This window comes from Gracilibacillus boraciitolerans JCM 21714 (assembly GCF_000521485.1).
GTDB classification, from domain to species: domain Bacteria; phylum Bacillota; class Bacilli; order Bacillales; family Amphibacillaceae; genus Gracilibacillus; species Gracilibacillus boraciitolerans.
Map to the genome: position 1 here is coordinate 135857 of NZ_BAVS01000003.1, position 24183 is coordinate 160039.

Annotated in this window: 20 protein-coding genes and 9 pseudogenes; 16 read left to right on the top strand and 13 right to left on the bottom strand. The window is 39.0% G+C overall.

The genetic code is table 11. The features are described 5' to 3' along the window. The first annotated feature begins 13 nt into the window (after positions 1-13). From JCM21714_RS22735 to JCM21714_RS20915, 16 genes and pseudogenes are all read left to right on the top strand, one after another. On the top strand, positions 14-508 hold the full coding sequence (locus JCM21714_RS22735; protein ID WP_268748281.1) for an extracellular solute-binding protein: 495 nt from the start codon (positions 14-16) through the stop codon (positions 506-508). Further along, on the top strand, positions 474-1313 hold the full coding sequence (locus JCM21714_RS04520; RefSeq protein WP_268748282.1) for a sugar ABC transporter substrate-binding protein: 840 nt from the start codon (positions 474-476) through the stop codon (positions 1311-1313). Before JCM21714_RS22735 ends, JCM21714_RS04520 begins: the two co-directional genes overlap by 35 nt. A gap of 153 nt (positions 1314-1466) precedes the next feature. Continuing rightward, positions 1467-2720: pseudogene (locus JCM21714_RS04525) on the top strand (carbohydrate ABC transporter permease). Beyond that, on the top strand, positions 2720-3562 hold the full coding sequence (locus JCM21714_RS04530; protein ID WP_035722169.1) for a sugar ABC transporter permease: 843 nt from the start codon (positions 2720-2722) through the stop codon (positions 3560-3562). The pseudogene JCM21714_RS04525 and the gene JCM21714_RS04530 overlap by 1 nt, the downstream one beginning before the upstream one ends. 24 nt (positions 3563-3586) lie before the next feature. Then, positions 3587-4459 (top strand): glycoside hydrolase family 53 protein, encoded by an 873-nt coding sequence (locus JCM21714_RS04535; protein ID WP_369403462.1) that lies wholly within the window; start codon positions 3587-3589, stop codon positions 4457-4459. 8 nt (positions 4460-4467) lie between these two features. Then, the gene (locus JCM21714_RS23740) at positions 4468-4668 is read left to right on the top strand and encodes a glycosyl hydrolase 53 family protein (protein WP_369403463.1); all 201 of its coding nucleotides are present in this window, start codon (positions 4468-4470) and stop codon (positions 4666-4668) included. A 4-nt stretch (positions 4669-4672) separates the two neighbouring features. Beyond that, positions 4673-6726: pseudogene (locus tag JCM21714_RS04540) on the top strand (beta-galactosidase). 75 nt (positions 6727-6801) lie between these two features. Then, positions 6802-7053, top strand: a complete 252-nt coding sequence (locus JCM21714_RS19715) for a hypothetical protein (RefSeq protein ID WP_148294963.1) — start codon at positions 6802-6804, stop codon at positions 7051-7053. Positions 7054-7121: 68 nt separating this feature from the next. Then, entirely contained in the window at positions 7122-7880 is a 759-nt protein-coding gene (locus JCM21714_RS04545; RefSeq protein ID WP_035722171.1) for an IclR family transcriptional regulator, read from the top strand. 17 nt (positions 7881-7897) lie between these two features. Next, positions 7898-9048: pseudogene (dgoD, locus tag JCM21714_RS04550) on the top strand (galactonate dehydratase). A gap of 11 nt (positions 9049-9059) precedes the next feature. Continuing rightward, complete coding sequence (locus JCM21714_RS04555) at positions 9060-10019, top strand: sugar kinase (protein ID WP_035722174.1); 960 nt, start codon at positions 9060-9062, stop codon at positions 10017-10019. A 64-nt stretch (positions 10020-10083) separates the two neighbouring features. Beyond that, a pseudogene (locus JCM21714_RS04560) lies at positions 10084-10661 on the top strand (bifunctional 4-hydroxy-2-oxoglutarate aldolase/2-dehydro-3-deoxy-phosphogluconate aldolase). 16 nt (positions 10662-10677) lie between these two features. Next, positions 10678-11238, top strand: a complete 561-nt coding sequence (locus JCM21714_RS22740) for a sugar-binding domain-containing protein (protein WP_268748283.1) — start codon at positions 10678-10680, stop codon at positions 11236-11238. A 19-nt stretch (positions 11239-11257) separates the two neighbouring features. Beyond that, positions 11258-12223 carry a glycoside hydrolase family 2 TIM barrel-domain containing protein gene (locus JCM21714_RS22745; protein ID WP_268748284.1) on the top strand — a complete coding sequence of 322 codons (966 nt, stop codon included), beginning with the start codon at positions 11258-11260 and terminating at the stop codon, positions 12221-12223. Between the two features lie 35 nt (positions 12224-12258). Then, positions 12259-12684, top strand: coding sequence for a glycoside hydrolase family 2 TIM barrel-domain containing protein (locus JCM21714_RS22750; protein WP_268748285.1), 426 nt, complete (start codon positions 12259-12261; stop codon positions 12682-12684). A gap of 2 nt (positions 12685-12686) precedes the next feature. Next, the gene (locus JCM21714_RS20915; RefSeq protein ID WP_268748286.1) at positions 12687-13787 is read left to right on the top strand and encodes a beta-galactosidase small subunit-related protein; all 1101 of its coding nucleotides are present in this window, start codon (positions 12687-12689) and stop codon (positions 13785-13787) included. Positions 13788-13948: 161 nt separating this feature from the next. Here JCM21714_RS20915 and JCM21714_RS20920 read toward each other — a convergent pair whose 3' ends face one another. The 13 genes and pseudogenes from JCM21714_RS20920 to galE all read right to left on the bottom strand — a co-directional run bounded on the left by JCM21714_RS20920 (position 13949) and on the right by galE (position 24158). Then, positions 13949-14104: a hypothetical protein gene (locus JCM21714_RS20920; protein WP_235182608.1), complete on the bottom strand. Its 156-nt coding sequence runs from the start codon at positions 14102-14104 to the stop codon at positions 13949-13951. A gap of 98 nt (positions 14105-14202) precedes the next feature. Beyond that, positions 14203-15030: pseudogene (locus JCM21714_RS04570) on the bottom strand (ribonucleotide reductase barrel domain-containing protein). 165 nt (positions 15031-15195) lie between these two features. Beyond that, entirely contained in the window at positions 15196-15387 is a 192-nt protein-coding gene (locus tag JCM21714_RS23745) for an HNH endonuclease (protein WP_369403464.1), read from the bottom strand. Then, positions 15347-15610: a hypothetical protein gene (locus tag JCM21714_RS20925; protein ID WP_052000389.1), complete on the bottom strand. Its 264-nt coding sequence runs from the start codon at positions 15608-15610 to the stop codon at positions 15347-15349. The genes JCM21714_RS23745 and JCM21714_RS20925 overlap by 41 nt, the downstream gene beginning before the upstream one ends. A gap of 26 nt (positions 15611-15636) precedes the next feature. Further along, positions 15637-17031: a reverse transcriptase/maturase family protein gene (locus JCM21714_RS04575; RefSeq protein ID WP_052000390.1), complete on the bottom strand. Its 1395-nt coding sequence runs from the start codon at positions 17029-17031 to the stop codon at positions 15637-15639. Between the two features lie 658 nt (positions 17032-17689). Further along, positions 17690-18337: pseudogene (locus JCM21714_RS04580) on the bottom strand (ribonucleotide reductase barrel domain-containing protein); the annotation flags it as partial. A 126-nt stretch (positions 18338-18463) separates the two neighbouring features. Further along, a complete protein-coding gene (locus tag JCM21714_RS04585) occupies positions 18464-18772 on the bottom strand; it encodes a DUF559 domain-containing protein (protein ID WP_035722180.1) in 309 nt (102 codons plus the stop codon). Further along, a complete protein-coding gene (locus JCM21714_RS04590; RefSeq protein ID WP_035722181.1) occupies positions 18721-19482 on the bottom strand; it encodes a hypothetical protein in 762 nt (253 codons plus the stop codon). The genes JCM21714_RS04585 and JCM21714_RS04590 overlap by 52 nt, the downstream gene beginning before the upstream one ends. Before the next feature lie 99 nt (positions 19483-19581). Continuing rightward, positions 19582-20386: pseudogene (locus tag JCM21714_RS04595) on the bottom strand (ribonucleotide reductase barrel domain-containing protein); the annotation flags it as partial. Positions 20387-20593: 207 nt separating this feature from the next. Then, a pseudogene (locus JCM21714_RS23750) lies at positions 20594-21259 on the bottom strand (aldose epimerase family protein); the annotation flags it as partial. Continuing rightward, the gene (locus JCM21714_RS23755; RefSeq protein WP_369403465.1) at positions 21259-21648 is read right to left on the bottom strand and encodes an aldose epimerase family protein; all 390 of its coding nucleotides are present in this window, start codon (positions 21646-21648) and stop codon (positions 21259-21261) included. The pseudogene JCM21714_RS23750 and the gene JCM21714_RS23755, both read right to left, overlap by 1 nt. A 20-nt stretch (positions 21649-21668) precedes the next feature. Then, entirely contained in the window at positions 21669-23159 is a 1491-nt protein-coding gene (gene galT, locus JCM21714_RS04605; protein ID WP_035722184.1) for a UDP-glucose--hexose-1-phosphate uridylyltransferase, read from the bottom strand. Between the two features lie 2 nt (positions 23160-23161). Beyond that, positions 23162-24158: pseudogene (gene galE, locus JCM21714_RS04610) on the bottom strand (UDP-glucose 4-epimerase GalE). Between the last annotated feature and the right edge of the window lie 25 nt (positions 24159-24183).

Sequence of the window (24183 nt, forward strand, 5' to 3'; positions counted from 1 at the left end):
GGAGGTCATGAAGTTGAATAAAAACAAAACTTTATGGGGTTTAGTATTAATGATATCATTTGTTCTTTTATTAGCCGCTTGTGCACCAGAACGTGAAGGAGCAGAAGAAGCTGCAAATGATGATAATGGTAGCGACGAAAGTCAAGGTAATGAAGAATCGGGCCAAACAGATAAGCCTGAAGAACTAGTTGTATGGATAAATGATGAGGATATTGCACAAGATGTATCCGCTCAAATGTTTGATAAATATACAGAGGAAACAGGTATTGAAGTGAAATTTGAACGGGTTGCACTTCCAGACCAAGTTCAAGAATTATCATTAGCCGGACCAACGGGCGATGGTCCTGATTTATTTTTCCAGCCACAAGATAGTTTAGGTAATATTGTTGCACAAGGATTAGCAATGCCGATCGAGTATACTGATGAGGAAAAAGCTGCTTTTACAGACGTAGCTATGGATGCATTTACCTACGATGGTGAGATCTATGGGGGCTCCAGTAGCGATTGAAACCTATTTTGCTTATTATAATAAAAGCCTAATGGACAGTGCTCCTGAAACAATTGATGATGTATTTACAATGTCACAGGAATTAACAGATGCTAGTCAAGATCAATATGGATTCCTGGTTTCACCTGAATTCTATTACTTATATTCCTTTATGAATGCATACGGGGGGGGTTATGTATTTGGAGAAACAGATGGTGTCTATGATCCAACAGATATTGGTTTAGATAATGAAGGTTCTATCGAAGGGTTAAAGAAATATAAAGAGTTTATTGATGCAGGACTACTGCCAAAAACACTAACAGTCGATGTGTTAGATGGATTATTTAAAGAAGGAAAAGTTGGTATGGTCATAAGTGGTCCGTGGAATATGCCAATTTACAAAGAAGCTCTTGGTGATGATTTGGCTACAGCACCATTACCGATGATGAACGGTGAGGTTGCCCCCCCATCCTTTGTAGGAGTAAAATCATGGTTAGTTTCTTATTATAGCGAAAATCAAGAGTGGGCTGCAGATCTTGCGAAGTTTATGACAAATAATGAAAATTCTCAGCTATACTTTGATGTTACTGGTGAATTACCGCCAAGACCGGAAATTTTAGATGCAGTAGAAGACTCAATTTATGCTGGATATACGGAACAAGTGCCAAATGGTACTTTAATGCCAAATATTCCTGAAATGTCTCCAGTTTGGGATATGGATGTTGCGATCGAACTAATTAATAATGGTTCAGATGTAGAAAGCGCAGTAAAAGATACTGTACAATCTATCAAAGATAATATTGCGACAATGGGAACGTCAGAATAAATAAACAAGGAGTGGGAAAGATCAATCTTTTCCACTCTCCATTTTTTTAGTTTAATAAAGAATTCTTTTAAATGAGGTGGAATAGATGGTTCAAAAGGGAAAGTCAATTGAACATCTGCCAGGAAATCAAAAAAATTAAACCCGACTATTGCAATGGTACTTTCCATTCTTGTTGCAGGTTTAGGTCAAATATATAATAAGCGCTATATGAAGGGAATCTCTTTCATCTTACTGGAAATTGCCTTTATTTTAGCGACTTTTGAATTTCTTTGGTTAGGTTTATGGGGGGAATTGTTACGTTAGGTACAATACCTGGTGTCGATCACTCTATTTATTTACTTGTATATGGTATTGTTGCTTTGCTATTAATAGCGGTAGCGGGGGGGGTGTTCTACGTATTTAATGTGATGGATGCAAAGAACCAGGCAATAAAGATTAATAATGGTTGGATTGTACCTAGCTTTAAACAGTCTCTGCAACATTTATATGATAAAGCATTTCCATATATTATGACAGCACCAGGCTTTGTGTTATTAATTTTTACAGTTGTTTTTCCGTTGTTATTTGCTATTGCGTTAGCATTTACTAATTATGACTTATATAATTCACCGCCACGTAATCTAGTGGAATGGATCGGCTTTGGTAACTTCCTGGACTTAGCCACAGTACCTATTTGGCAAAATACATTTGCAAGTGTATTTACCTGGACAATTATATGGACACTTGTAGCCACTTCGTTTCAAATTGTGGTTGGTTTGTTACTTGCTGTTTTAGTAAATGATAAACGCGTGAAATTCAAAAAAACAATCAGAACGATTTTAATTTTGCCTTGGGCTGTACCTGGTTTCGTTTCGATTCTCATATTTGCAGCGATGTTTAATGATCAATTTGGAGCTATTAATCGAGACATTATTATCCCACTAATTGGTGGAGAAGGACTACCATGGCTGACAGATCCATTTTATACAAAAATAGTATTAATTATGATTCAAACATGGTTAGGTTATCCGTTTGTATTTGCTCTGTTTTCAGGGGGTATTACAAAGTATCTCGTCTGAATGGTATGAGGCAGCAGAGGTAGACGGTGCAACAAGGTGGCAAAAATTTAGAAATATTACGTTACCACACGTGTTGTTTGCAACTGCTCCATTATTAATCATTCAATACACAACTAACTTTAATAATTTTAATATTATATATCTGTTTAATGAAGGTGGACCTGCCGTTCAAGGTCAAAATGCAGGTGGAACAGATATCTTAATTTCCTGGGTTTATAAACTAACGTTTGAAACAAATAATTATAGTATGGCTGCAGCTATTTCTCTAATTATTGGTCTGATGGTATCTATATTTGCCATTTTTCAATTTAGACGTACCAGCTCATTTAAAGAGGAGGGCAATATGTAATGCATCCAAAATTGAAATCTAATTTAGAGTTATTGGGTATTTATGTTATTTTTGCGTTTATGGCAGTTATTATTATATATCCAATTATATGGGCCTTGGGTATGTCGTTGAATCCAGGAAACAGTTTATATTCTTCATCTATTATTCCAAAGAATTGGTCGTTTGAGCATTATAAATGGTTATTTACGGATCCTAACAGTAACTATTTACTGTGGTACAAAAATAGCATGATTGTTTCCGTAACAACGGCATTGTTCTCTGTAATTATGACGTCATTTGTAGCGTATTCCTTTTCCAGATATAATTTTGTTGGAAGAAAGTCAGGCTTATACACGTTTTTAATTCTACAAATGTTTCCTGTTATGATGGCGATGGTAGCATTGTATATCTTTTTACATTTAATCGGTCTATTGGATTCATTAACAGGTTTGATTCTTATTTATATTGGAAGTCAAATTCCTTTTAATGCATGGTTAGTAAAAGGGTACTTAGATACGATTCCTAGAGGGCTGGATGAGGCTGCCAGAATTGATGGAGCAGGGCATTTCACCGTATTTATCAAAATTATTATGCCATTAGCAAAACCGATCTTGGCGGTGGTCGCTTTATTTAATTTTATGACGCCGTTATTTGATTTTATCCTGCCTTCGATTGTTTTAAGAAGTCCGGAGAATTTCACAATTGCACTCGGTTTATTTAATTTTATAAATGATCAATTCTCTAATAATTTCACAAGATTTGCTGCTGGCGCCATTTTAATTGCCATACCAGTTGCTGTCATCTATTTATTTTTACAACGCTTCTTAATATCAGGATTAACAGCAGGTGGTACAAAAGGATAATATTTTGCTTGGAGGAACATAAATATGACACAGAAAGAATTTATCAAGGGTGTCGATTTGTCATTTGTGGATGAAGTCGAAACAGAAGGTGGTACATATTATGAACATGGTCAACCTGCTGATGTTATTGATATCCTGCATCGTTCAGGCGTCAATGCGGTAAGACTTCGTTTGTGGCATACACCCACTGGGGGATATTGTAATCTGGAAAGAACGATACAAATGGTTAAACGAGTTAAAGAATATGATATGGATTTTCTTTTGGATTTTCATTATTCAGACTACTGGGCAGATCCGGGCAAACAAACAAAACCAAAGGCATGGCAAACCTTAAATTTTGTCGAGCTAATTGAGGCGGTATATCATTATACAAAAGATGTTATCGAAGCCTTTAAGAAGGAAAATATAATGCCAGATATGGTCCAGATCGGTAATGAAATAACCAATGGTATGCTTTGGGAAGACGGAAAGATCTATCAAGAAACAGATGATAAAAAAGTGGAAAGCTGGGATGGCATTATTCCGCTAATTAAAGCAGGGCTTGATGGAGTGAAAGCTGCTACGACTAACGAGGATTCAGTTAAAACAATGATTCATATAGATCGTGGTGGCGATAATCCAGGCACACGTAAGTTCTTTGATCAAATGGAAAAATACAAACTTGAATATGATGTGATTGGTTTGTCTTATTATCCATGGTGGCATGGCCCATATGAAGTATTTGAAGCAAATCTTGTGGATACTGCAGCTCGATATCAGAAAGAAATTATTGTCGTTGAAGTTGCATACCCATGGATCGTACCAGATGACATTCCAGTCGTTGACGATGCGCCAGACTTTCGTGAACATCTCGTGCCGGGTTATCAGCCAGTGCGGAAGGTCAAAAGGCATATTTAGAAAAATTAATGGACACAGTGAAGCAAGTTCCAAATCAGTTAGGCAAAGGTATTTACTACTGGGAACCATGTTGGATTCCCTCAAAACAGGAATGGTCAGTTGGTCACGAAAATAATTGGGCCCATTTAACCTTATTCGATTATAAAGGGAACAAGTTAATCGGACTTGATGCATTCTCCAAACAAAAACAACAGGAAGAAGTCAGGTGATAAAATGAAATTCAATCCAGTAAGCAATAAAATTCCAAAAATGTTACACGGTGCAGACTATAACCCAGAACAATGGGCGAAGTATCCCGAAGTATTAAAAGAAGATATTCGATTAATGAAACTAGCAAATTGTAATGTAATGTCTGTTGGGATTTTCTCATGGGCAAAGCTAGAGCCTGAAGAAGGAACATTTACGTTTGAATGGATGGATAAATTGCTAGATACTTTTCATGAAATGGAATCTATGCCTTTTTAGCAACCCCCCCAACTGGTGCTAGACCGGCATGGATGTCTGAAAAATATCCCGAGGTATTACGCGTAGGTAAAAATCGCGTGCGTAATCTTCACGGCATGAGACATAATCATTGTTATACTTCGCCAGTCTATCGCGAGAAAACAAACATTATGAATACGAAATTGGCTGATCGCTATGCAGAGCATCCGGCTGTAATAGGCTGGCATGTATCGAATGAATATGGTGGTGATTGTCACTGTGATTATTGTCAGGATGCGTTTCGTGATTGGCTAAAAGAAAAATATAAGACATTAGACGCATTAAATGATGCGTGGTGGACAACGTTTTGGAGCCATACTTATTCTAACTGGTCACAAGTAGAATCACCAGCGCCACACGGAGAGACAATGGTCCATGGACTTAATTTGGATTGGAAGCGATTTGTTACGGCACAAACGTTAGATTTTTATCGTCATGAAATAAAACCTTTAAAAGCGGCCAAACCAGAAATGCCCGCAACAGCTAATTTCATGGAACTCTTTGAAGCATTGGATTACGCAAAAATGGCAGATGATATCGATGTGATTTCGTGGGATTCCTATCCAACATGGCATGATCAACAAGATGCATCATTTCTTGCAGCATACACAGCAATGAATCATGATTGGTTCCGTTCCCTTAAAGATGGAAAGCCATTTTTACTAATGGAAAGCACACCGAGCTTAACAAACTGGCAACCGATCAGTAAGTTAAAAAAGCCTGGCATGCATGCTCTATCATCTTTGCAAGCAGTTGCACATGGTTCTGACTCTGTACAGTACTTCCAATGGCGTAAAAGTCGTGGATCGAGTGAAAAATTCCATGGCGCAGTAGTCGATCATGTGGGCCATGAACATACCCGTGTATTTCAGGAGGTAAAAAATTTAGGTGAAGATTTATCGAAATTAGATGAGGTAGTTGGCACAACAGTTGCAGCAGAAGTGGCAATTGTTTTTGATACAGAAAATCGCTGGGCTGTCAAAGATGCTCAAGGGCCGCGTAACAATGGTGTTCACTATGAACGTACGGTTGTTGAGCATTATCAGGCGTTCTGGGAGCAAGGCATTGCGGTAGATGTTATTGATTCTGAGAAAGACCTTTCCAAATATAAACTGGTAGTGGCACCAATGTTATACATGATCCGACCTGGTGTGGGTGAAGCTATTGAAAAATTTGTCCAAAACGGTGGCACGTTTGTTACAACCTACTGGTCTGGAATCGTCAATGAAAATGATTTATGTTTCTTAGATGGATTTCCTGGACCATTGCGTAAAACTTTAGGTATATGGTCAGAAGAAATCGATGGTTTATATGATGGAGAAGTCAATCCAATTAAGACGATAGGTAATAATAAATTGGGAATTCAGGGTGAATATGAAGCAAGAGAATTATGTGATCTTATCCATTTGGAAGGAGCGGAAGCATTAGCAAATTATGGGGGCAGATTTCTATGCTGGTCGACCTGCTTTAACCGTTAATAACTTTGGGGAAGGTAAAGCTTATTATATCGCATCCAGAAATGATCATGCTTTTCAACAGGCTTTTTACCAACAGTTAGCTGATAAATTAGAGTTGAAACGTGCGATTGCAGCCCACTGCCAAAAGATATGAGTGCCCAGATTCGTACAGATGGTGAAAATGAATTTTTATTCCTAATGAACTTTTCTAATGAAACGAAAAAAATAAATCTCCATAATCAGTTATATCAGGATATATTAAATGGTGATGAAGTGAATACATCAATTTCCTTAGATGGCTTTAGTGTGAAAGTCTTACGAAAATAAATGTGGCTATAAAATAGAAAGACTGCGATAAAAGTAAAATCCGAACGGTCATGCGAATCGTTCGGATTTTTTAAATTGTATAATAAGAAGATGATGCGACATAATTCCTATGGCCATTTTGAAATGGAAAGTAGGAGTAACCACCGCTCCGGCTTGTCCGCTTCCCTTTCCGCAGGTTTTTTCTCTCAGCTAACTTTGGCAAGCCGAAGCGGTTGTTACGCAGAGGATTTCTTTCAAAATGACCATTCTGATTGGCAATCATTCATACTTTCTGCTAAAATGCAAAGCTTCATGGAAGTAGTTGACGAAACAGAAAAAAATCAGTAAACTATAATTGTTCCATATTACAAATAGTAATTCCATTATACGGAACTAGAAAGAGGGGTTATGATGGGATGGTACAATCTGTTGAGCGCACTTTATCGATATTAGAATTACTAGGTCACTATCCTAATGGACTAAGTATTACAGCAGTAGCAAAAGAACTGAACCTCGCAAAAAGCACGGCACATCGGCTTTTAAGTACCTTAATGGCTAGAGGATATGTGCAGCAGGATAGCCACAGTGGTTATTATTGTTTAGGTACTCAATGTTTGGTGTTAGCGAGTAATTTACTAAACAATCTAGATATACGATCGGTAGCTAAGGATGCGTTACATAGCTTAAGCTCAAGTACCGAAGAAGTTGTCCATTTATGCATTGAAGATAAAAATGAAGTCGTTTACATCGATAAAGTCGAAAGCAATCAGACATTAAGAATGTATTCACAAATTGGCAGAAGAGCATACATGCATTGTACGGGTGTTGGCAAGGTATTATTATCTGATTTTAATGTAGATCAATTAGATCAGTTGATTAAAGAAAAAGGATTACCGATTTTTACTGAGAATACAATTACCGACCGGAAACGACTACTGGATGAGCTAGCGTTAATTAAAGAAAGAGGTTATGCCATCGATGAAGAAGAGCATGAAAAAGGGATTCGCTGCATTGCTGCACCCATCAGGGATTATGAAGGAAGCATAATTGCTGCTATCAGCATTGCGGGTCCGATCGAACGAGTAACCAGAGCAAGAGTGAAGGGTGCTCTAGCAAAGGAAATCATAAAGCAGAGCTGTAATATATCTAACAAATTAGGATATATTCAAAAATAAGTGAAAGGATGAGAAAAATGAAAATTACAAATATTGAAACGTTTATAGTGCCGCCGAGATGGTGTTTTTTAAAGGTAGAGACAGATGAAGGTATCACGGGATGGGGGGAGAGGCTGTAATTGAAGGTCGTGCAGCAACAGTGGAAGCAGCGGTGCTTGAATTAACCGATTATTTAATCGATCAGGACCCACTAAGAATTGAAGATCACTGGAATGTGATGTATCGTGCAGGCTTTTACCGTGGTGGTCCCATTTTAATGAGCGCGATTGCAGGTTTGGATCAAGCGTTGTGGGATATTAAAGGGAAATACTTTAACGCACCAGTCTATCAATTGTTAGGTGGTGCTTGTCGTGATTCGATCCGGGTTTATTCATGGATTGGCGGAGATCGTCCCAGTGATGTTGGAAGTGCAGCGAAGCAGGTAGTTGATGCAGGATTTACAGCAGTGAAAATGAATGGAACAGAGGAACTGCAATATGTTGATTCCTATGAAAAAATTGATAGAGTTGTCGAACGAATTGCTTCTGTTCGAGAAGCGGTAGGAAATTATATCGGTATAGGGATTGACTTTCACGGAAGAGTTCATAAACCAATGGCTAAAATTTTGGCAAAAGAGCTAGAGCCATACCGTCCCATGTTTATTGAAGAACCTGTGTTGCCAGAAAATAATGAGGCATTAGCAGAAATTACGAAACATACCAGTATTCCGATTGCGACCGGAGAGCGGATGTATTCACGTTGGGATTTCAAACCATTGTTTGAGTCAGGCTATGTCGATATCATTCAACCAGATCTATCGCATGCTGGAGGGATTACGGAAGTGAAAAAAATTGCCTCGATGGCAGAAGCGTATGATATAGCCATTGCGCCTCACTGCCCATTAGGTCCAATCGCGTTAGCTGCTTGTCTTCAGGTTGATGCGACAACACATAATGCCTTTATTCAAGAGCAAAGTCTTGGGATTCATTATAACAAAGGCAGTGATTTGTTAGATTATATTACAGATAAATCGGTTTTTGATTATCATGATGGTCATGTCAAAATACCTCAAGGGCCTGGATTGGGTATCGAAATCAATGAAGAGAAAGTAAAAGAAATGGCAGCAGAAGGTCATCGCTGGCGCAATCCGGTATGGCGACATAAGGATGGTACGGTTGCAGAATGGTAGGAGGGATATTAATGGATGTAGTAACAATTGGAGAAAGCATGGCATTGTTTACGCCAAGCACATCAGGAAAAATGAGATATGCTTCGACTTTTTCACGGAAATTCGGTGGAGCTGAAACAAATGTGGCGATTGGATTACATCGCTTAGGTTTTCAAACAGGCTGGATTAGCAAAGTGGGGAAAGACGAATTAGGCGAAGCGTTAGTTAACTTTATTCGTGGAGAAGGGGGGGTGGATGTTTCCCAGGTAAAATGGGATAGCAAGGCATCCACTGGTCTCTATTTAAAAGAACTGCGAAGTGATCAGGATGTGAGGGTCTATTATTATCGATCCGGTTCAGCCGCTAGTCGTTTGACACCTGAGGATATCGATGAAAGTTATATTGCTCAGGCAAAGTATCTTCACATCACAGGTATCACCCCCCCTGCCTTAAGTCAAACATGTTATGAAACAGTCCTTCATGCCATCAAAATCGCTAAAAAACATGGTGTAAAGGTGGTTTTTGATCCGAATATTCGCGAGAAATTGTGGACTTCGAAACAAAAAGCACGCGATGTTCTATTGGAAATTGCCTCAAGAGCAGATATTGTCCTTCCAGGAATTAGTGAGGCAAAATTTTTCTTTGGTGAAAAACCGTTGGACGAATATGCTAATCTTTTTTTAGAAAATGGGTCATCTGTTGTCATCATAAAAGAAGGTAGTAAAGGGTCTCACTTTTATACGGAAACGGAAAACGGGTTTGTTCCCAGCTTTAAGGTAGAACATGTCGTTGATCCGATTGGAGCGGGTGATGGATTTGCAGCAGGTGTCATTGCTGGCTTATTGGAGGAACTCTCTTTAGAGAAAGCGATCGCACGAGCAAATGCGATCGGAGCAATGGTGACAATGATTAATGGAGATGTCGAAGGTCTTCCAGATCAGGAGGAGATCGATCGATTCATACAGGAAGAGAAAGAGGACGTAAGTCGATAAAAAGGTGGAGGGATTATAAATGGAAACATTACAAAAAATGTATAAAAATAAATTAGTTGCTATTATGCGCGGTGTGCCAAAAGATCATGTGCTGGATGTAGCTCAGGCTTTGTATGAAGGTGGAATCAGAACCTTAGAAATTACTGTCGATTCGCCTAATGTACTGCAAGCAATTGAACTGGTCAGGGATAAATTTGCCGATGAGATGATCGTTGGAGCTGGCACTGTACTTGATGCGGAGACAGCACGATCAGCAATTATGGCGGATCCCAGTTTGTTTTTTCTCCCACGGTAGATGTAGCTACCATTAAAATGACGAAACGATATGGTGTTGTCAGCATTCCTGGTGCCATGACACCAACTGAAATATTAACAGCCTATGAGAATGGTGGAGATATCATCAAAGTATTCCCTGCGACTGTTCTAGGTCCATCCTATCTAAAAGATGTGAAAGGACCACTATCGCATATTCCGCTTATGCCTACTGGTGGAGTGAACCTTGATAATATTTCTGATTATTTCCATGCTGGAGCAGTTGCAGCCGGACTGGGAAGTGCATTAGTAAAAAAACAAGTCTTTTATTCTGAAGAAGATTTATCGGCGTTAACCGAAAGAGCTAAGCAATTTGTGAATAAAATTTAGTATGGGAGTGTATGATGTGACAAAAGATTGGGAGACATTGTCTGTATTACATCGTAATCGGGAAGCTGCAAGAGCATATTATATCCCTTTTACAACGAAAGAAGCTGCATGGACAGGACAAAGATCTAATTCAGACCGTTTTCAATTATTAAACGGCACATGGAAATTCGCCTATTATCAGACACCTGAGGAGGTTCCGGAGCAAATTCATGATTCCGAGTACAATACAGAGGAATGGGATGATTTAATCGTTCCATCAAATTGGCAAATGCATGGATATGGTATCCCGCATTATACCAACAAACAATATCCATTTCCGATCGATCCACCACACGTGCCAACAGAAAATCCTACAGGTGTTTATCGCCGCACATTTGATATCGACACCACCTGGGAGCAGGAGCAAATTTTCCTGCGATTTGAAGGAGTGGACAGCGCCTTTCATCTTTGGATAAATGGACAAGAAGTGGGTTATAGTCAGGGAAGTCGTATTCCGGCAGAATTTGATATTACCAACTTTATTAAAGTAGGGGGAAAATTCAATCACAGTCAAAGTTTATCAATGGTCAGATGCTAGTTATATTGAGGATCAGGATATGTGGTGGTTAAGTGGTATTTTTCGGGATGTCTATCTTCTGGCACGATCCAGCTATCACGTGCAGGATTTTTTTGTGAAACCGGAGCTGGATGATCAGTATCTGGACGCTTCATTAAAAATAGAAACAACACTTAACGAAATGCCATCAGCGGATTATCACCTTCATTATCATTTATTTGATGCCAATGGATGTTTGGTTAAAGAGCATGTAAGCAATGCACAACAGCGTATGGCACAAATCGATTTGCAGAATCCCAGGAAGTGGAGTGCAGAAGATCCTTATCTCTATCAACTGCTCATTTCTTTGATGAAAGAGGAAGAAATCATGGAAGTCATCCCTGTTAAGGTCGGCTTTCGATCGATCGAATTAAAAAACGGTCTATTTTTATTCAATGGCAAACCGATTAAATTAAAGGGCGTTAATCGCCACGATCATCACCCTGATTATGGGAAGGTAGTACCAATGGACTGGATGATTGAGGATATAAAGATGATGAAACGCCATAATATTAATGCTGTACGAACATCGCATTATCCGAATGATCCACAGTTTTATCCACTTTGTAATGAATATGGGCTCTATGTGATTGATGAAGCAGATTTAGAATGCCACGGCTTTGAATATATTGGCCAGCCCCATCTAATAAGTGATGATGAAACATGGCAGAAAGCATATCTTGATCGTATGATTCGAATGGTAGAACGAGATAAAAATAATCCAGCTATTATCATGTGGTCATTGGGGGGGAATGAATCTGGTTATGGTAAAAATCATGATGCCATGTACCAATGGACGAAGGATCGTGATCCATCCCGTCTTGTTCATTATGAAGGCGAATGTCGAGTGATCATGAATACAAGTGATAAAGATCCATCGATTGATCCGATAGCTTCAGATGTATTTACGACAATGTACACCGATATTGATATTTTGGAACGATTAGGGGGGAAAAGACTTTCCTGAAAAAACCACATATTGTCTGCGAATATGCTCATGCGATGGGGGGGAATAGTCCCGGAGCATTGAAGGAATATTGGGAAACTTTTTATAAGTATCCAAGACTTCAAGGTGGATTTGTTTGGGAATGGATGGATCATGGCATTAGAAAAAGTACAGCAGACGGAGAAGAATATTTTGCTTATGGTGGTGACTTTGGTGACCAGCCAAATGACTCGAACTTCGTGATGGATGGGCTCGTAATGTCGGATCACAACCCGTCACCAGCACTACTCGAATACAAAAAAGTACTGGAGCCTGTCAAAATTGATTGGCATAATAAAACGGTAGAGGTTACTAATCGGTATGATTTTATTTCCTTAGATCATCTTCAACTGGCATGGTCTCTTGAAGCAGACGGGAAGATCATCGATACGGGTATGATTTCCTTATCAGAAATACCCCCCCTGGCGATTCAAAGAAAATAAGTATTGATTTTGCCTTACCTGATAACGTAGCTGCGAACACGATTTATTATTTGAATACAAAAGTAGTATTAGCATCAGCTGCGAATTGGGCTAGTCCAGGTTATGAAATAGCATGGTCGCAGTTTAAAGTACCAGTAGCTAGTACACAAGAACCCGTGAAGCGTGCACAGCATGGTTCCTTGACCGTCCAAGAACAACCAACAAGAATACAAGTGAAAGGAAACCAATTTGACGTTTCCTTTAATAAAGTAACTGGTTTGATTGATAGCTGGCATTTTAATGGCCAAAAGGTCTTGGAAACAGCACCTAAATTAAATGTTTGGCGAGCCTTAATCGACAATGATATCTATCAAACAAAGCAATGGAAACCAGTCAGTAATAAAGCGTATTGGCAGCAATACGGCTTGCACTGGTTACAGCATCGATTAGATGATTGGCAATATAACTTCGACTCCAATAATAAAAAGGTACAAGTGAAAGCACAAGTCAGAGTGGCACCACCTAAATTAGCTTGGGCAATTAAAACGGTGTATACCTATGATATTTTTGCCAGCGGAGATATTGTTGTAACAGTTAATGGCGAGCTGGTTGGCGATGTGCCAGAAACACTGCCGCGTATCGGGTTACAGATGAAAGTGCCAGGTCATTTTAATGATGTTACGTGGTATGGCAGAGGTCCCGGAGAAGCATATATTGATAGTAGAGAAGCAAATAGAATTGGAATGTGGCAAACTACAGTCGATCAACTTTTCACGAACTATGCAGTTCCCCAGGAAAACGGAAATCGACATGAAGTAAACTGGATGTCGATTCATGGTAATGAAGTTGGTCTAATAGCAGTAGGAAATCCACAGTTTGATTTTAGTGCCCATCGATATAATATGGAGAATATCGATCAAGCAAGACACACGCACGAATTGAATAAAATGGATGAGATTGAATGGAATCTAGATTATAAACATCATGGATTAGGATCTGCAAGCTGTGGACCAGATGTATTAGAAAAATATAAATTAAAAGCTGATGACTTTTCATTTTCAGTTCGGTTTGTTCCTTATAGCAGCAATCAGGATCCAACGCATATCGCAAAAACTATTTTATAATTTTATGGCCACTATTGGCAACTTTATGGCCACTTTTCATATCTTTATGGTCACTTTTTAGAGTTTTATGGTCACTTTTCAGAGTTTTATGGCCACTTTTAAAAAATCCCGCTTTGATTAGCGGGGGGGATTTCTTGTATATATCAGATATTCATTCTTCTTTATAATCCACATTTTAATTGGGCACCACAGTTGGTACAGGTGTTGCATCCGCCGATGTCTTCCACATTACCTTTTCTACATACAGGGCATGTATCGCCGACTTCAGAACCAACGGACATATCTGTCTTATGGAGTTCATTAACCGTATCAAGCAAAACAACTTTCTTTTCTTCCTCTTCAAATAGTTCGGTTTGTTCCGAGCGATTATTTTCCTCTGCTTTAAGAGTTAAGACTTGTGAGTCCCGACTTCCATCTACATAAACCGTACCACCTTGGCACCGCCGTGATAGAGACGAAGATACACTTGCTCAACTTGTTCTACTTTATAGCCTTTTGGAGCATTAACCGTTTTTGAAATCGAGCTATCCACCCAGCGTTGAATTACGCATTGGTATCTGCATGCGCTTCAGGTGATAAGGTCATTGCCGTAACAAACCATTTTGGCAAATTGTCTGGGGGCTTGATCGGGATTACGATCTAAATACTCCTGCACAATATCCGCTTTTACTTCAATAAATTTACCTAAACGACCACTTCTGTAATAGGTGAAGGAGAAGTATGGTTCAAGGCCTGTTGACACACCTACCATCGTACCAGTTGATCCTGTTGGGGGGGCAACCGTTAACAGGTGCGAGTTGCGAATGCCGTATTTTAGCACATCTTCACGGATATCATTTGGCATTTCTTTCATATAGCCGGTAGAAATGAAGTTTTGGCGTAAGCTTTGCGTTTCTTCTTCTGTTTCGCCGACTAGAAATGGAAAGCTGCCTTTTTCTTTTGCTAATTCAATCGATGTGCGATAAGCGGTGGTCGCCATCACTTCAAATATTTGATCCACTAATTCGTTTCCTTCTTTGGAACCATATTCTGTTTCACAATAAATTAATAAATCGTGTAGTCCCATCACACCTAAGCCGATACGACGTTCCCCCCCTAGAGCTTGCACACGATTTTCTTCTAAGAAGTATGGCGTGGAGTCAATCACGTTATCTTGCATTCGAACACCAATTTCAACGGTTTGTTTTAATTGTTTGAAATCAGGTTTTTTATTTTCTTTGTCAGCTACATTCGCTAAGTTCACTGCTGCTAAGTTACAGACAGAAAACGGAGCGAGGGGGTCGGGTAGAAGACGGACGAGTTGGTATTACTACCACTTTTTCCGACCTCCCCCCCCTACGAACCGTACGTGCAAGTTTCCCTGCATACGGCTCTCTCAGTTAAATTTCATCGAGTTCTGACAAAACTCTTATAGCTTGTTTTTGTGCAATTTTTCGTGACACTCCTCACAAAGGACGAGTGTTTTTCGATTTCTTGATACCATCATCTCCACCCAGAATGGAGCTTTCTTGTTTATATATTTCTTTTTCAGGTCTTTTAGTTTTCTTACGTGATGTACTTCATAGTTTTTGTCTTTTTTCGCTTGTTCTGCACACTTCACATTTTTCAGCTAAGAGTCTTTTTACGATTCCATTTCTTCCGCTGTACTTGTTCGTGTTTGGAAGTAAGTCATCTTCTTGATTAGCGTTTTCGACATAGTCATTTTTTACGAACCCATCATTATAGTACTTATAAGTTAAGTCCCTTTTCGGTGGCTCACGCTTTATGACAATCCCAATGGTTCCATCAACCTGATATTTTTGTCTGACTTTTGCGACTGACATTCGCATTTTGACAGCTAGCGTTTTAGCTAGCTTGTTCGTTGATAATGTTTGAAGCGGTTCATTTCCACACCCACGTTATCTGCCATTCTGTAAAAGTTATATAAACCTCTTACTTCAGCTGCGTAAATGCTTATGATTTCCGCAAGGTCTAGATTTACTAGCTCTTTGCGATGTACCGCCTTGCCTAGACGAGTGTATTTATCCAGTTTTTCCGAGATTGCCCCATTTGGTACCATTAGCCGTGGAATACCATTGACCGCTCTCGAGATGCGTCCATTTGATTTTTTAACTAAAAACGTGTTGCTATCTTGGATGTACGTTTCATATCCAAGGAATTTCACAGGTTTCTTGAAATTCGTTATAAGTGTCTTTTCCTCGCTCAACGTGAGTTTCAATTTGTTCGTTAAAAACTCGGCAACTTCTTGTTTAATCTGCTCCGTTAGTTCCTTGCTTCCAATAACTCCAATAACGAAGTCGTCCGCATAACGTACATATTTTACTCTGATGAACTCCGAATCCATTTCATTTACGACTTTATGGTTTCTTCTCTCGATTTCCAGAGCTTTATATTCCTCAATAAGCTCTTTCCTTTGTGGGGGGGAATCGCTCGGTAGTACTTCGATTTTCTTCGAGAGCCTTACCATTTTTCCATTTATTCTGTTGTAACTTGGATTCATCTGGCGTTTTTTCTTATTCGTTTCATACTTCGGAATAAGCACTTGCTCCACGAATTCATCTAACTTGTTAAGGTATATGTTCGCCAAAATAGGGCTTATAATGCCTCCCTGTGGCGTTCCAGTATACGTTTTATGGTAAACCCAATTTTCAACGTATCCCGCCTTTAACATGCGTTTGATGAGTTCCAAAAATCTGCCGTCATGTATCTGTTCGTTAAGAATTTCGAGTAATATTTCATGATCGATATTATCGAAAAATCCTTTAATATCTCCCTCTATTACCCATTTTACGCCAGTCCATTCTCTCTTAATTTGCTTGAGAGCTGTGTGGCAACTTCTTTTTGGTCTGAATCCATGTGAATTTTTACTGAATCTAGGTTCATAAATGGCTTCAATAATACTTCGGCTAATTTCTTGGACAACCTTATCGTAAAAGCTTGGGATTCCTAGAGGACGTTTGGAACCATCCTTTTTGGGAATGTTCACTCGTCTCACTGGCTGGAAGTGATACTTCTCTTCTTTTATCAGTTCAATTACTTCGTTGACTCTTTTAAGTCCGAAGCCGTCAATTGTTTTTTCGTCAGTCCCTTTAGTCATGTTTCCCTCTTTAGCATACATTTTGCCATATGCTCCGAAGTAAAAGTCTGGGTTGAAAAGATTTCGATACAGTCTATCGAATTTGTAATGTTTGTCAGAATCTGATTTCTTCTCGATGATACCCAAAATTGTTTCAGCATTTTGCATTTCGCATACCTCCTCATTTTTCGGTATCTACTTTAACCTGCTGTCCTTCGCCAGCACCCATGATGACTTATTAGGTCGGGTGTCACGTATGCCTCCATACGTGTGTGGGCGGCTTTCCCGCTTCCGATTTACGGCAATGCCTGTTGTTTTAGGCTCCTCGGACTACTATGACAGCTCCGTTTTCCGCTAATAGATATTCAGAAATCACAGAGGACTCACTTTTAGGGCGAATCATGTATCCCATAGTCTTTCGACATTCCTAGCGGAAAATCAAAGGTTCACTATAATAATCACTGGTTCTACGTAGGCTCCCCGTTCGATCCTTATCACACTTATTGTGCTTCAGTGCTTAGGAGGATATTGTTTCGGCGAACAACCAATCGAAACAACTCAAACACGATCTCATTTTATCTGTGAGGTATGAGATCCCCCCCTGCGGTTCGGGTAAAAGATCTAGGGTTCAGGCAGTATAGCTTTAGCCATATAGAACTTAGACTTGCAGAAGCCAGGCTTCTCACAGATTACAGCCTTCTTCCGCTTTTCCGACATGCTATTGTCCCCAGTGGCATCTCTCCATCTGAGTAAGTCGGCTGTCTAGAGGGATATTATCCTAATCCCTCACCACTCATGGTAATGATTATTATGCTGCCTTTCGCACTTGTTCACCACATGGATTTGTTGCTACTACTTTTTGTCCGTATGCTGTTGCATTGGTCTTCTTATTGGCGTTATCAATAAAAAAGATACCAGGTTCAGCAGAATATGTTGCACAAACGTTAATTAAATCCCACAGTTCCTTTGCTTTAATACGCTTGTACACTTTCACACCAAATCCGAGCTTTTCCCATTCCCGTACATCACCGAATTCATGCCAGTGGTTGTTGTAGTATTCCATTTCTTCGTCCGTGTAGTTTTCAACATCTGGGAAACGAAGATCATATTCAAGGTCCTTCTCAACGGCTTCCATAAATTCATCTGTGATACAGACTGAAATGTTTGCCCCCCCTGTTAAAAAATCAGAATTGTGAACGGAATAAGTACCACCATCTCTCAGTTCTGCTTCCGCTTTTTCAATGTTAGCATCGGTAAATCCACCTTGGCCAGGCATCTGTTTAAAATTAACGACTCCTTGATAAAGTTGTAACTCATCGTTGGAGAGAGGGGGGGTGAACTTTAATTTATCACTAGCTAATTGTCTGATGGTTTCATCTTCGGTATTTTCCATTAAATATCGTAATATTCTAGGATTTTGCATTTTAGAGATAATAAATTCAATGATATCGGGATGCCAATCGTTTAACATTATCATTTGAGCCTAAAAATGTTGCGTTGAGTCGTTAGCTCAACTCTCTAGGTCGCCCTGGAGATCAGACCATATCTTGTATCTATTTAATTAGATACCCTCGCGCTTCGAAAGCACTTGCTTTCTACTCTACTTCCTTCCACGAATAACGTGTGGTTTCGATGGTCGTTGAACCTTCTCCATTTTAAAAGAGCTTGGCTGCTGATTGTCTTTTTTGACTTGTTGTTTTTGAGCATTCACGTTTACTGTTTCCAGTTGCGTTGTAGCCAACAAGTCCAATATGATGCTTTTAACATAATCAAAATTATTAATAATATCATCTTCCCAAAATCTTATAATTTTATATCCATTATTATTAGCTAGCTCATCTTTTTCTTTATCAATTATTATTCTTTCAAGCTGCCAGTCTGCTGGATTTGGATAAAATTTTGGGTGCATGCCAATAATCCCCCATCACATTCAATTAATATATTATAGTCCTTTAAATAGAAATCAAATTGCCTATTTTCAAGAATAAATGAATAAGTATAAGCTATTTTAAATTCTTTAAGAAATACTTCCATAAGTATTTCTATTTTAGTTTTACGAAACACTTTGTTTTCCATCTGTTTTAAAGTTGATTTTCTAATTTTTTTAATAACCTCTTGGCTATATATCCCAGTTTTTCCACTATTCCATGAAGGAGTATGGTTTTTCTTTCGAGTCATTGCGGTTTTTGAAATAATTTTTGTGAAATGTTCATCTTTTTGTTGCTTGCTCATAGATTTATGCCAGTTGTAAGTACTATTAGATCGAAGTTGATTTTCACAATATTTACTACAAGTTTTTGTTGCTCTATGTGGTCTAACCGTTGTGTCAAATTTTTTTCCACAAACATGGCATATATTAGGTTTAGCCTTATTTCGGCTTGCGCAAGCATTAGAACAGAATTTTTTTGGTTTACCTCTGTATAATTTCACTTTATTTTCACAAAGTTCATAAGAGCAATTTAATTCATCAGAACTATAGTAATAACTAATTAAATATTCATTTAAGGAAATATGATGTTGAATTTTTAAATGTAATGTGAAGCGTCCTTGTTTGTTATGAGATATTGTAAAGTTACAAATTTTACATGTTTGATTATATTTTGCATCATAAAGCCTCATGTTTATCCCCTCCATTAACAATTTGGGTCGAGGTAACTTCACTTAGCTTTTAAAGAGTTCCCAGCAATTCACGAGGTTTATTTATAGACGAGGCACTCCAACCTGTTTACCACGTCTTGATCCACCCTGTTCCACTAAATGCGTTAATTTGGCAATGTCATCTAACCAGGAAACGGAACCGGAAGATTTACCGTTTACTCCTCTTGCTAATGCATTACGAGGGCGCAATGTAGAACCGTTTGTACCAACACCACCACCGCGGGACATGATTTCCATTACCTGCTTACGATGGTCACTAATACCCTCACGTGAATCACGGACAAAAGGCATCACATAACAATTAAAATAGGTGACATCCGTATTAGAACCAGCACCATATAATACCCCGGCCAGCTGGAATGAAATTCAAACTGGATAATTCCTGATAAAAGTTTTGATACCATTGCTTTTGTTTTTCTTCTGTTGACTCCACTTCAGCAAGTCCTGTTGCGTTACGTTTTGCAATTTGTTCATAATACACTTCCAAAGGCTTATCGATAATGCTTAAAGGACGTTCAATTATCCCGGTTTCACGCTCTTCTTCTTTTTCTAATACATGAACAAAGCTTTCTTCCACTTGAATGTGGGCTTTCCGTCGTTCTTCATCAATATCAATAATGAAGCCTGTCCCTCTTGCAGGGAACTTCGGATCTTCCTTGATCGTCAGTACGACAAAGTCTCCTGCTTTTAATGTCTTTTTCTCTGTGTCTTTAAATGCATAGCGGTCGAGCATGACGAGTCTCGATACCCCTTTATGAGTGGTTTTCATATCGGGTGTTATCGGATAGACTTGTGGAAATACGTTAATATCTTTATTCAATTGTTCCACATTAATCGCCAATGACCGCTCTTTGGTTGATTGCATCTAGTAGCCTCCTTTTATCAATATGAACAGTAAATTATCCTAATAGTTAATCCTTTTTAGCTTATCAGAAACGGCATCTTTATTCAATATATTGTGATGTAAAAAAAGTTTCCATACTATATATTGTATAAAGCGCAGAAAAGCACTCTCCGTTAGAAGAAGAGTGCTTTTCTATTATAAATATTATTCCATCATAAACCAAGAAAACTATTTAATGGTATCAAAAGTAAATGTCGTTTTAGTAAAATAAGTTTCGTCTTTATCTAACCAGACGGATGGAAAACCATCATGGTGAATCGAAGCAGGGGGGGAGCCTTGTGTTTCTAAGCAGAGGCCCAAATATCTTGCTGATTCCCGCTCGCGAAGATGTAATCCTTCTGGTAGATTATTGGATGTATACATGACGACACCTGGTTGATCGGTCATTACGGTAAGTCGTCTTCCACTTGTCTGATCCTGAACAATCACACTTTCTTTTTTACTGTGGTCAAAAATAAAGTAATGATCATAGCCATGATTAGCGATTAGATTTTGTTTGAAGTCTGATGTAACTCCATCTTTCATTGGGCGGCCTTTTCGAAAATCGTAGACCGTATCATCAACATCCAGGATTTTTCCGGTTGGAATTAACTGTTCATCTAATTCTACAAATTTACTACTATCTAATGTAATGTCATGCTCCTGGATATCAGATTTTAAATTTCCGCTTAAGTTAAAGTAGGAATGATTAGTGCTGGTTAAAACGGTCTTTTGATCTGCTACACCATCATAGGTAATCGTAAACGCATTGTCATTATTCAGTGTATACGTAACCGTCATGCGCAGGTTGCCAGGATAACCATTTTCTCCATCCTCACTTAGAAGGGTAAGGGTTAAGCCGACTTCGTCATTATTTTCAAAAGGAACAACTGTCCAAAAAGATTTATGAAAACCGGGTTCGCCCCCCCGTGTAAATGATTTTCACCATCATTTTGAGGTAGGGTATAGGTCTTCCCGTCGATTTCAAATTGTGATTTTTCAATGCGGCCGGCAACGCGCCCGATCAATGCCCCCCCAAAGTAGCCCGGGTTTTCAAGGTAGTCCTGATAATTTTCAAAACCAACTACAACGTTTTCGAGCTTTCCATCACGGTCTGGAGCTAAAATCTTTGTAATAATGCCACCGAAATCAAGTATAGAGATTGCCATACCATTGTTATTCACCAGGGTGAATTCCTTCCAGTGCTGATCTTGTACTTCTATAACGTCTGTTTTTATGTCCATCTCGTTATCTCCTCTACTTATCATTCATTTAGATGTGACAAAAATCGCTTAAATGCATTGCGTCCATCTGCGTCTGTTTTATAAACACCTGCATCTTCCAGAACGCGGGCAAATTTTTGTCCTAATTCATCCTCGATGATTTTATCTGCATTTTTTTCGGTAATGGTAGTGTGTTTATCCTTTATTAATTTTACCCAATCATCATGATAATCTGCAACTGATACAGGTTCACCGAGAAGGTATTTTTTAATATCGGCAAGCTCATCTTTTAAACGAGGAGGGAGGACGGCCAAACCCATTACTTCAATTAATCCAATGTTTTCCTTCTTGATATGATGGACATCTTCGTGGGGGGGATGGAATAATCCCATCGGATGTTCTGCTGTTGTACGGTTATTGCGCAATACGAGATCCAGTTCAAATTGTTCTCCACGTTTACGAGCAATCGGTGTGATCGTATTGTGTGGTGTATCATTGGAATATGCGAGAACATCTGCCCCGGGATCACTATATTCACGCCATCTTTGCAAAATGTAATCAGCGGCATCGATAAGCGTTTCACGATTTCGATGACGTAAGCGAATGACAGATAATGGCCATTTTACAACAGTTGCTTCCACTTCAGAGAAACGATCCAGATTAAAAGTGAACTCTTCCTCTGCATTGGTCATGGCAAATGTATAGCGTCCACCTTGAAAATGGTCGTGAGACAAAATGCTGCCACCTACAATAGGTAAGTCGGCATTGGAACCGACAAAATAATGTGGGAACTTTTCGACGAATGCTGTCAAACGTGCAAAAGAATCACGAGTGATTTGCATTGGTCGATGTTCCTTCGCAAATACAATACAGTGCTCATGATAATAAACATAGGGAGAGTATTGTAGAAACCATTCTTCACCTTCTAAAGGCACCTCAATAATTCGGTGATTGGAACGGGCCGGATGACCAATTCGACCGACATATCCTTCATTTTCCGCACATAATAAACACTTCGGATAGGCTGCATCCTGTTTCATTTCTTTTTCGCGTTTTATTTGTTCAGGATCTTTTTCCGGTTTAGACAAATTGATGGTAATGTCTAAATCCCCGTAGTTAGAATTCGTTTTAAACTGAATATTATTGGCGATCCGTTTCGTTTGAATATAGTTGCTGTCTTCACTTAATTGATAGAAATAATTCGTTGCTGTTTCCGGTGATTCCTGATATTTCTGATAAAAGGTTTCATTTACTTCAGATGGTTTTGACATAAATACATCCATTATTTTTGCAGTTAATTGCTCTCTTTCATCTAATAGTCCTTCGATTAGTCCTTTTTTCACGGCTTCATCGGCCAGATCTTCTAACAGGTCAGGTATATCCTGATCTATTAGAGATACTTTTTCTTCATAATTAGCCTCTAACAAACCTAAAATTTGGTTTCGGGCATAGATTTTATCACTCGACTGAATCAGGTTCTTTTCGGTTGCTTTAACTACAAGTGTTTCTACTAAAGAGGAAAGGCTAGTCATCTTTATTCCTCCTCGCCATAGCCGTTTGGATGTGCCTGGTGCCAATTCCACGCATCGGTAATAATGCGGTGAATGTCTGTACGTGTCGGATTCCAGCCAAGAATTTGTTTGGCTTTATCAGAAGATGCAATTAATGTACTTGGATCACCTGCTCTTCTTGGGGGCAACCTCTGCAGGGATTTCGTGCTTGGTAACCTCACGAGCGGCATCAATGATCTCTTTCACAGAAAAACCTTGACTGCTTCCAAGATTAAAGATATTGCTTTCTCCGCCTTCTTGTAAATACTTAAGCGCTAATATATGCGCATCAATTAAGTCTTCTACATGAATATAGTCACGAATACATGTACCGTCAGGAGTGTCATAGTCATCACCGAAAATAGCGATGTGTTCTCTTTGATTAAGCGCAACTTGTAAAACAATCGGAATTAAGTGTGTTTCCGGACGATGATCCTCTCCGATTTCTCCTGTGCTGCGGGCACCGGCGACATTGAAATAACGAAGCGAAACAAATCGGATACCATGTGCCACTTCCGTCCATTTCATCATTTTTTCCATTGTTAATTTCGTTTCTCCATACGTGCTTGTTGGCCGTGTTGGCATGGTTTCTGTAATTGGTACCTGTTCTGGTTCACCATACGTTGCAGCAGAAGAAGAAAAAATGATATGTTTAATATCAAATTCTTTCATTGCCTGCAGTAATACCTGAGTACCATATACATTATTATCAAAATACTTAAGCGGATCTTCCATCGATTCTCCTACTAATGAATGAGCCGAAAAATGGATAACACCATCAATCTTCTCGTGGGAGAATACTTCACGGAGGAATTCGATATCTCTTACATCTCCCTTATAAAATGTGGCATCAGGATGTACGGATTCCTCATGTCCTGTTAATAAATTATCAATGACTACTGCTTCATTTCCCTGATCAATTAACTGATATACAGCATGGGAGCCAATATATCCCGCTCCTCCTAATACTAAAATACGCATTTTTTATGTCCTCCTTTTAATTTAA

What these genes read in the sequence shown, in the direction of transcription:
- JCM21714_RS04520 (WP_268748282.1), top strand. Translation starts at nt 474, where the DNA reads ATGGTGAGATCTATGGGGGCTCCAGTAGCGATTGAAACCTATTTTGCT.
- JCM21714_RS04530 (WP_035722169.1), top strand. Translation starts at nt 2,720, where the DNA reads ATGCATCCAAAATTGAAATCTAATTTAGAGTTATTGGGTATTTATGTT.
- JCM21714_RS04535 (WP_369403462.1), top strand. Translation starts at nt 3,587, where the DNA reads ATGACACAGAAAGAATTTATCAAGGGTGTCGATTTGTCATTTGTGGAT.
- JCM21714_RS23740 (WP_369403463.1), top strand. Translation starts at nt 4,468, where the DNA reads ATGGACACAGTGAAGCAAGTTCCAAATCAGTTAGGCAAAGGTATTTAC.
- JCM21714_RS04545 (WP_035722171.1), top strand. Translation starts at nt 7,122, where the DNA reads ATGGTACAATCTGTTGAGCGCACTTTATCGATATTAGAATTACTAGGT.
- JCM21714_RS04555 (WP_035722174.1), top strand. Translation starts at nt 9,060, where the DNA reads ATGGATGTAGTAACAATTGGAGAAAGCATGGCATTGTTTACGCCAAGC.
- JCM21714_RS22745 (WP_268748284.1), top strand. Translation starts at nt 11,258, where the DNA reads ATGTGGTGGTTAAGTGGTATTTTTCGGGATGTCTATCTTCTGGCACGA.
- JCM21714_RS22750 (WP_268748285.1), top strand. Translation starts at nt 12,259, where the DNA reads ATGGGGGGGAATAGTCCCGGAGCATTGAAGGAATATTGGGAAACTTTT.
- JCM21714_RS20925 (WP_052000389.1), bottom strand. Translation starts at nt 15,610, where the DNA reads ATGTCAGTCGCAAAAGTCAGACAAAAATATCAGGTTGATGGAACCATT.
- JCM21714_RS04575 (WP_052000390.1), bottom strand. Translation starts at nt 17,031, where the DNA reads ATGCAAAATGCTGAAACAATTTTGGGTATCATCGAGAAGAAATCAGAT.
- JCM21714_RS04585 (WP_035722180.1), bottom strand. Translation starts at nt 18,772, where the DNA reads ATGCACCCAAAATTTTATCCAAATCCAGCAGACTGGCAGCTTGAAAGA.
- JCM21714_RS04590 (WP_035722181.1), bottom strand. Translation starts at nt 19,482, where the DNA reads ATGAGGCTTTATGATGCAAAATATAATCAAACATGTAAAATTTGTAAC.
- JCM21714_RS23755 (WP_369403465.1), bottom strand. Translation starts at nt 21,648, where the DNA reads ATGGACATAAAAACAGACGTTATAGAAGTACAAGATCAGCACTGGAAG.
- galT (WP_035722184.1), bottom strand. Translation starts at nt 23,159, where the DNA reads ATGACTAGCCTTTCCTCTTTAGTAGAAACACTTGTAGTTAAAGCAACC.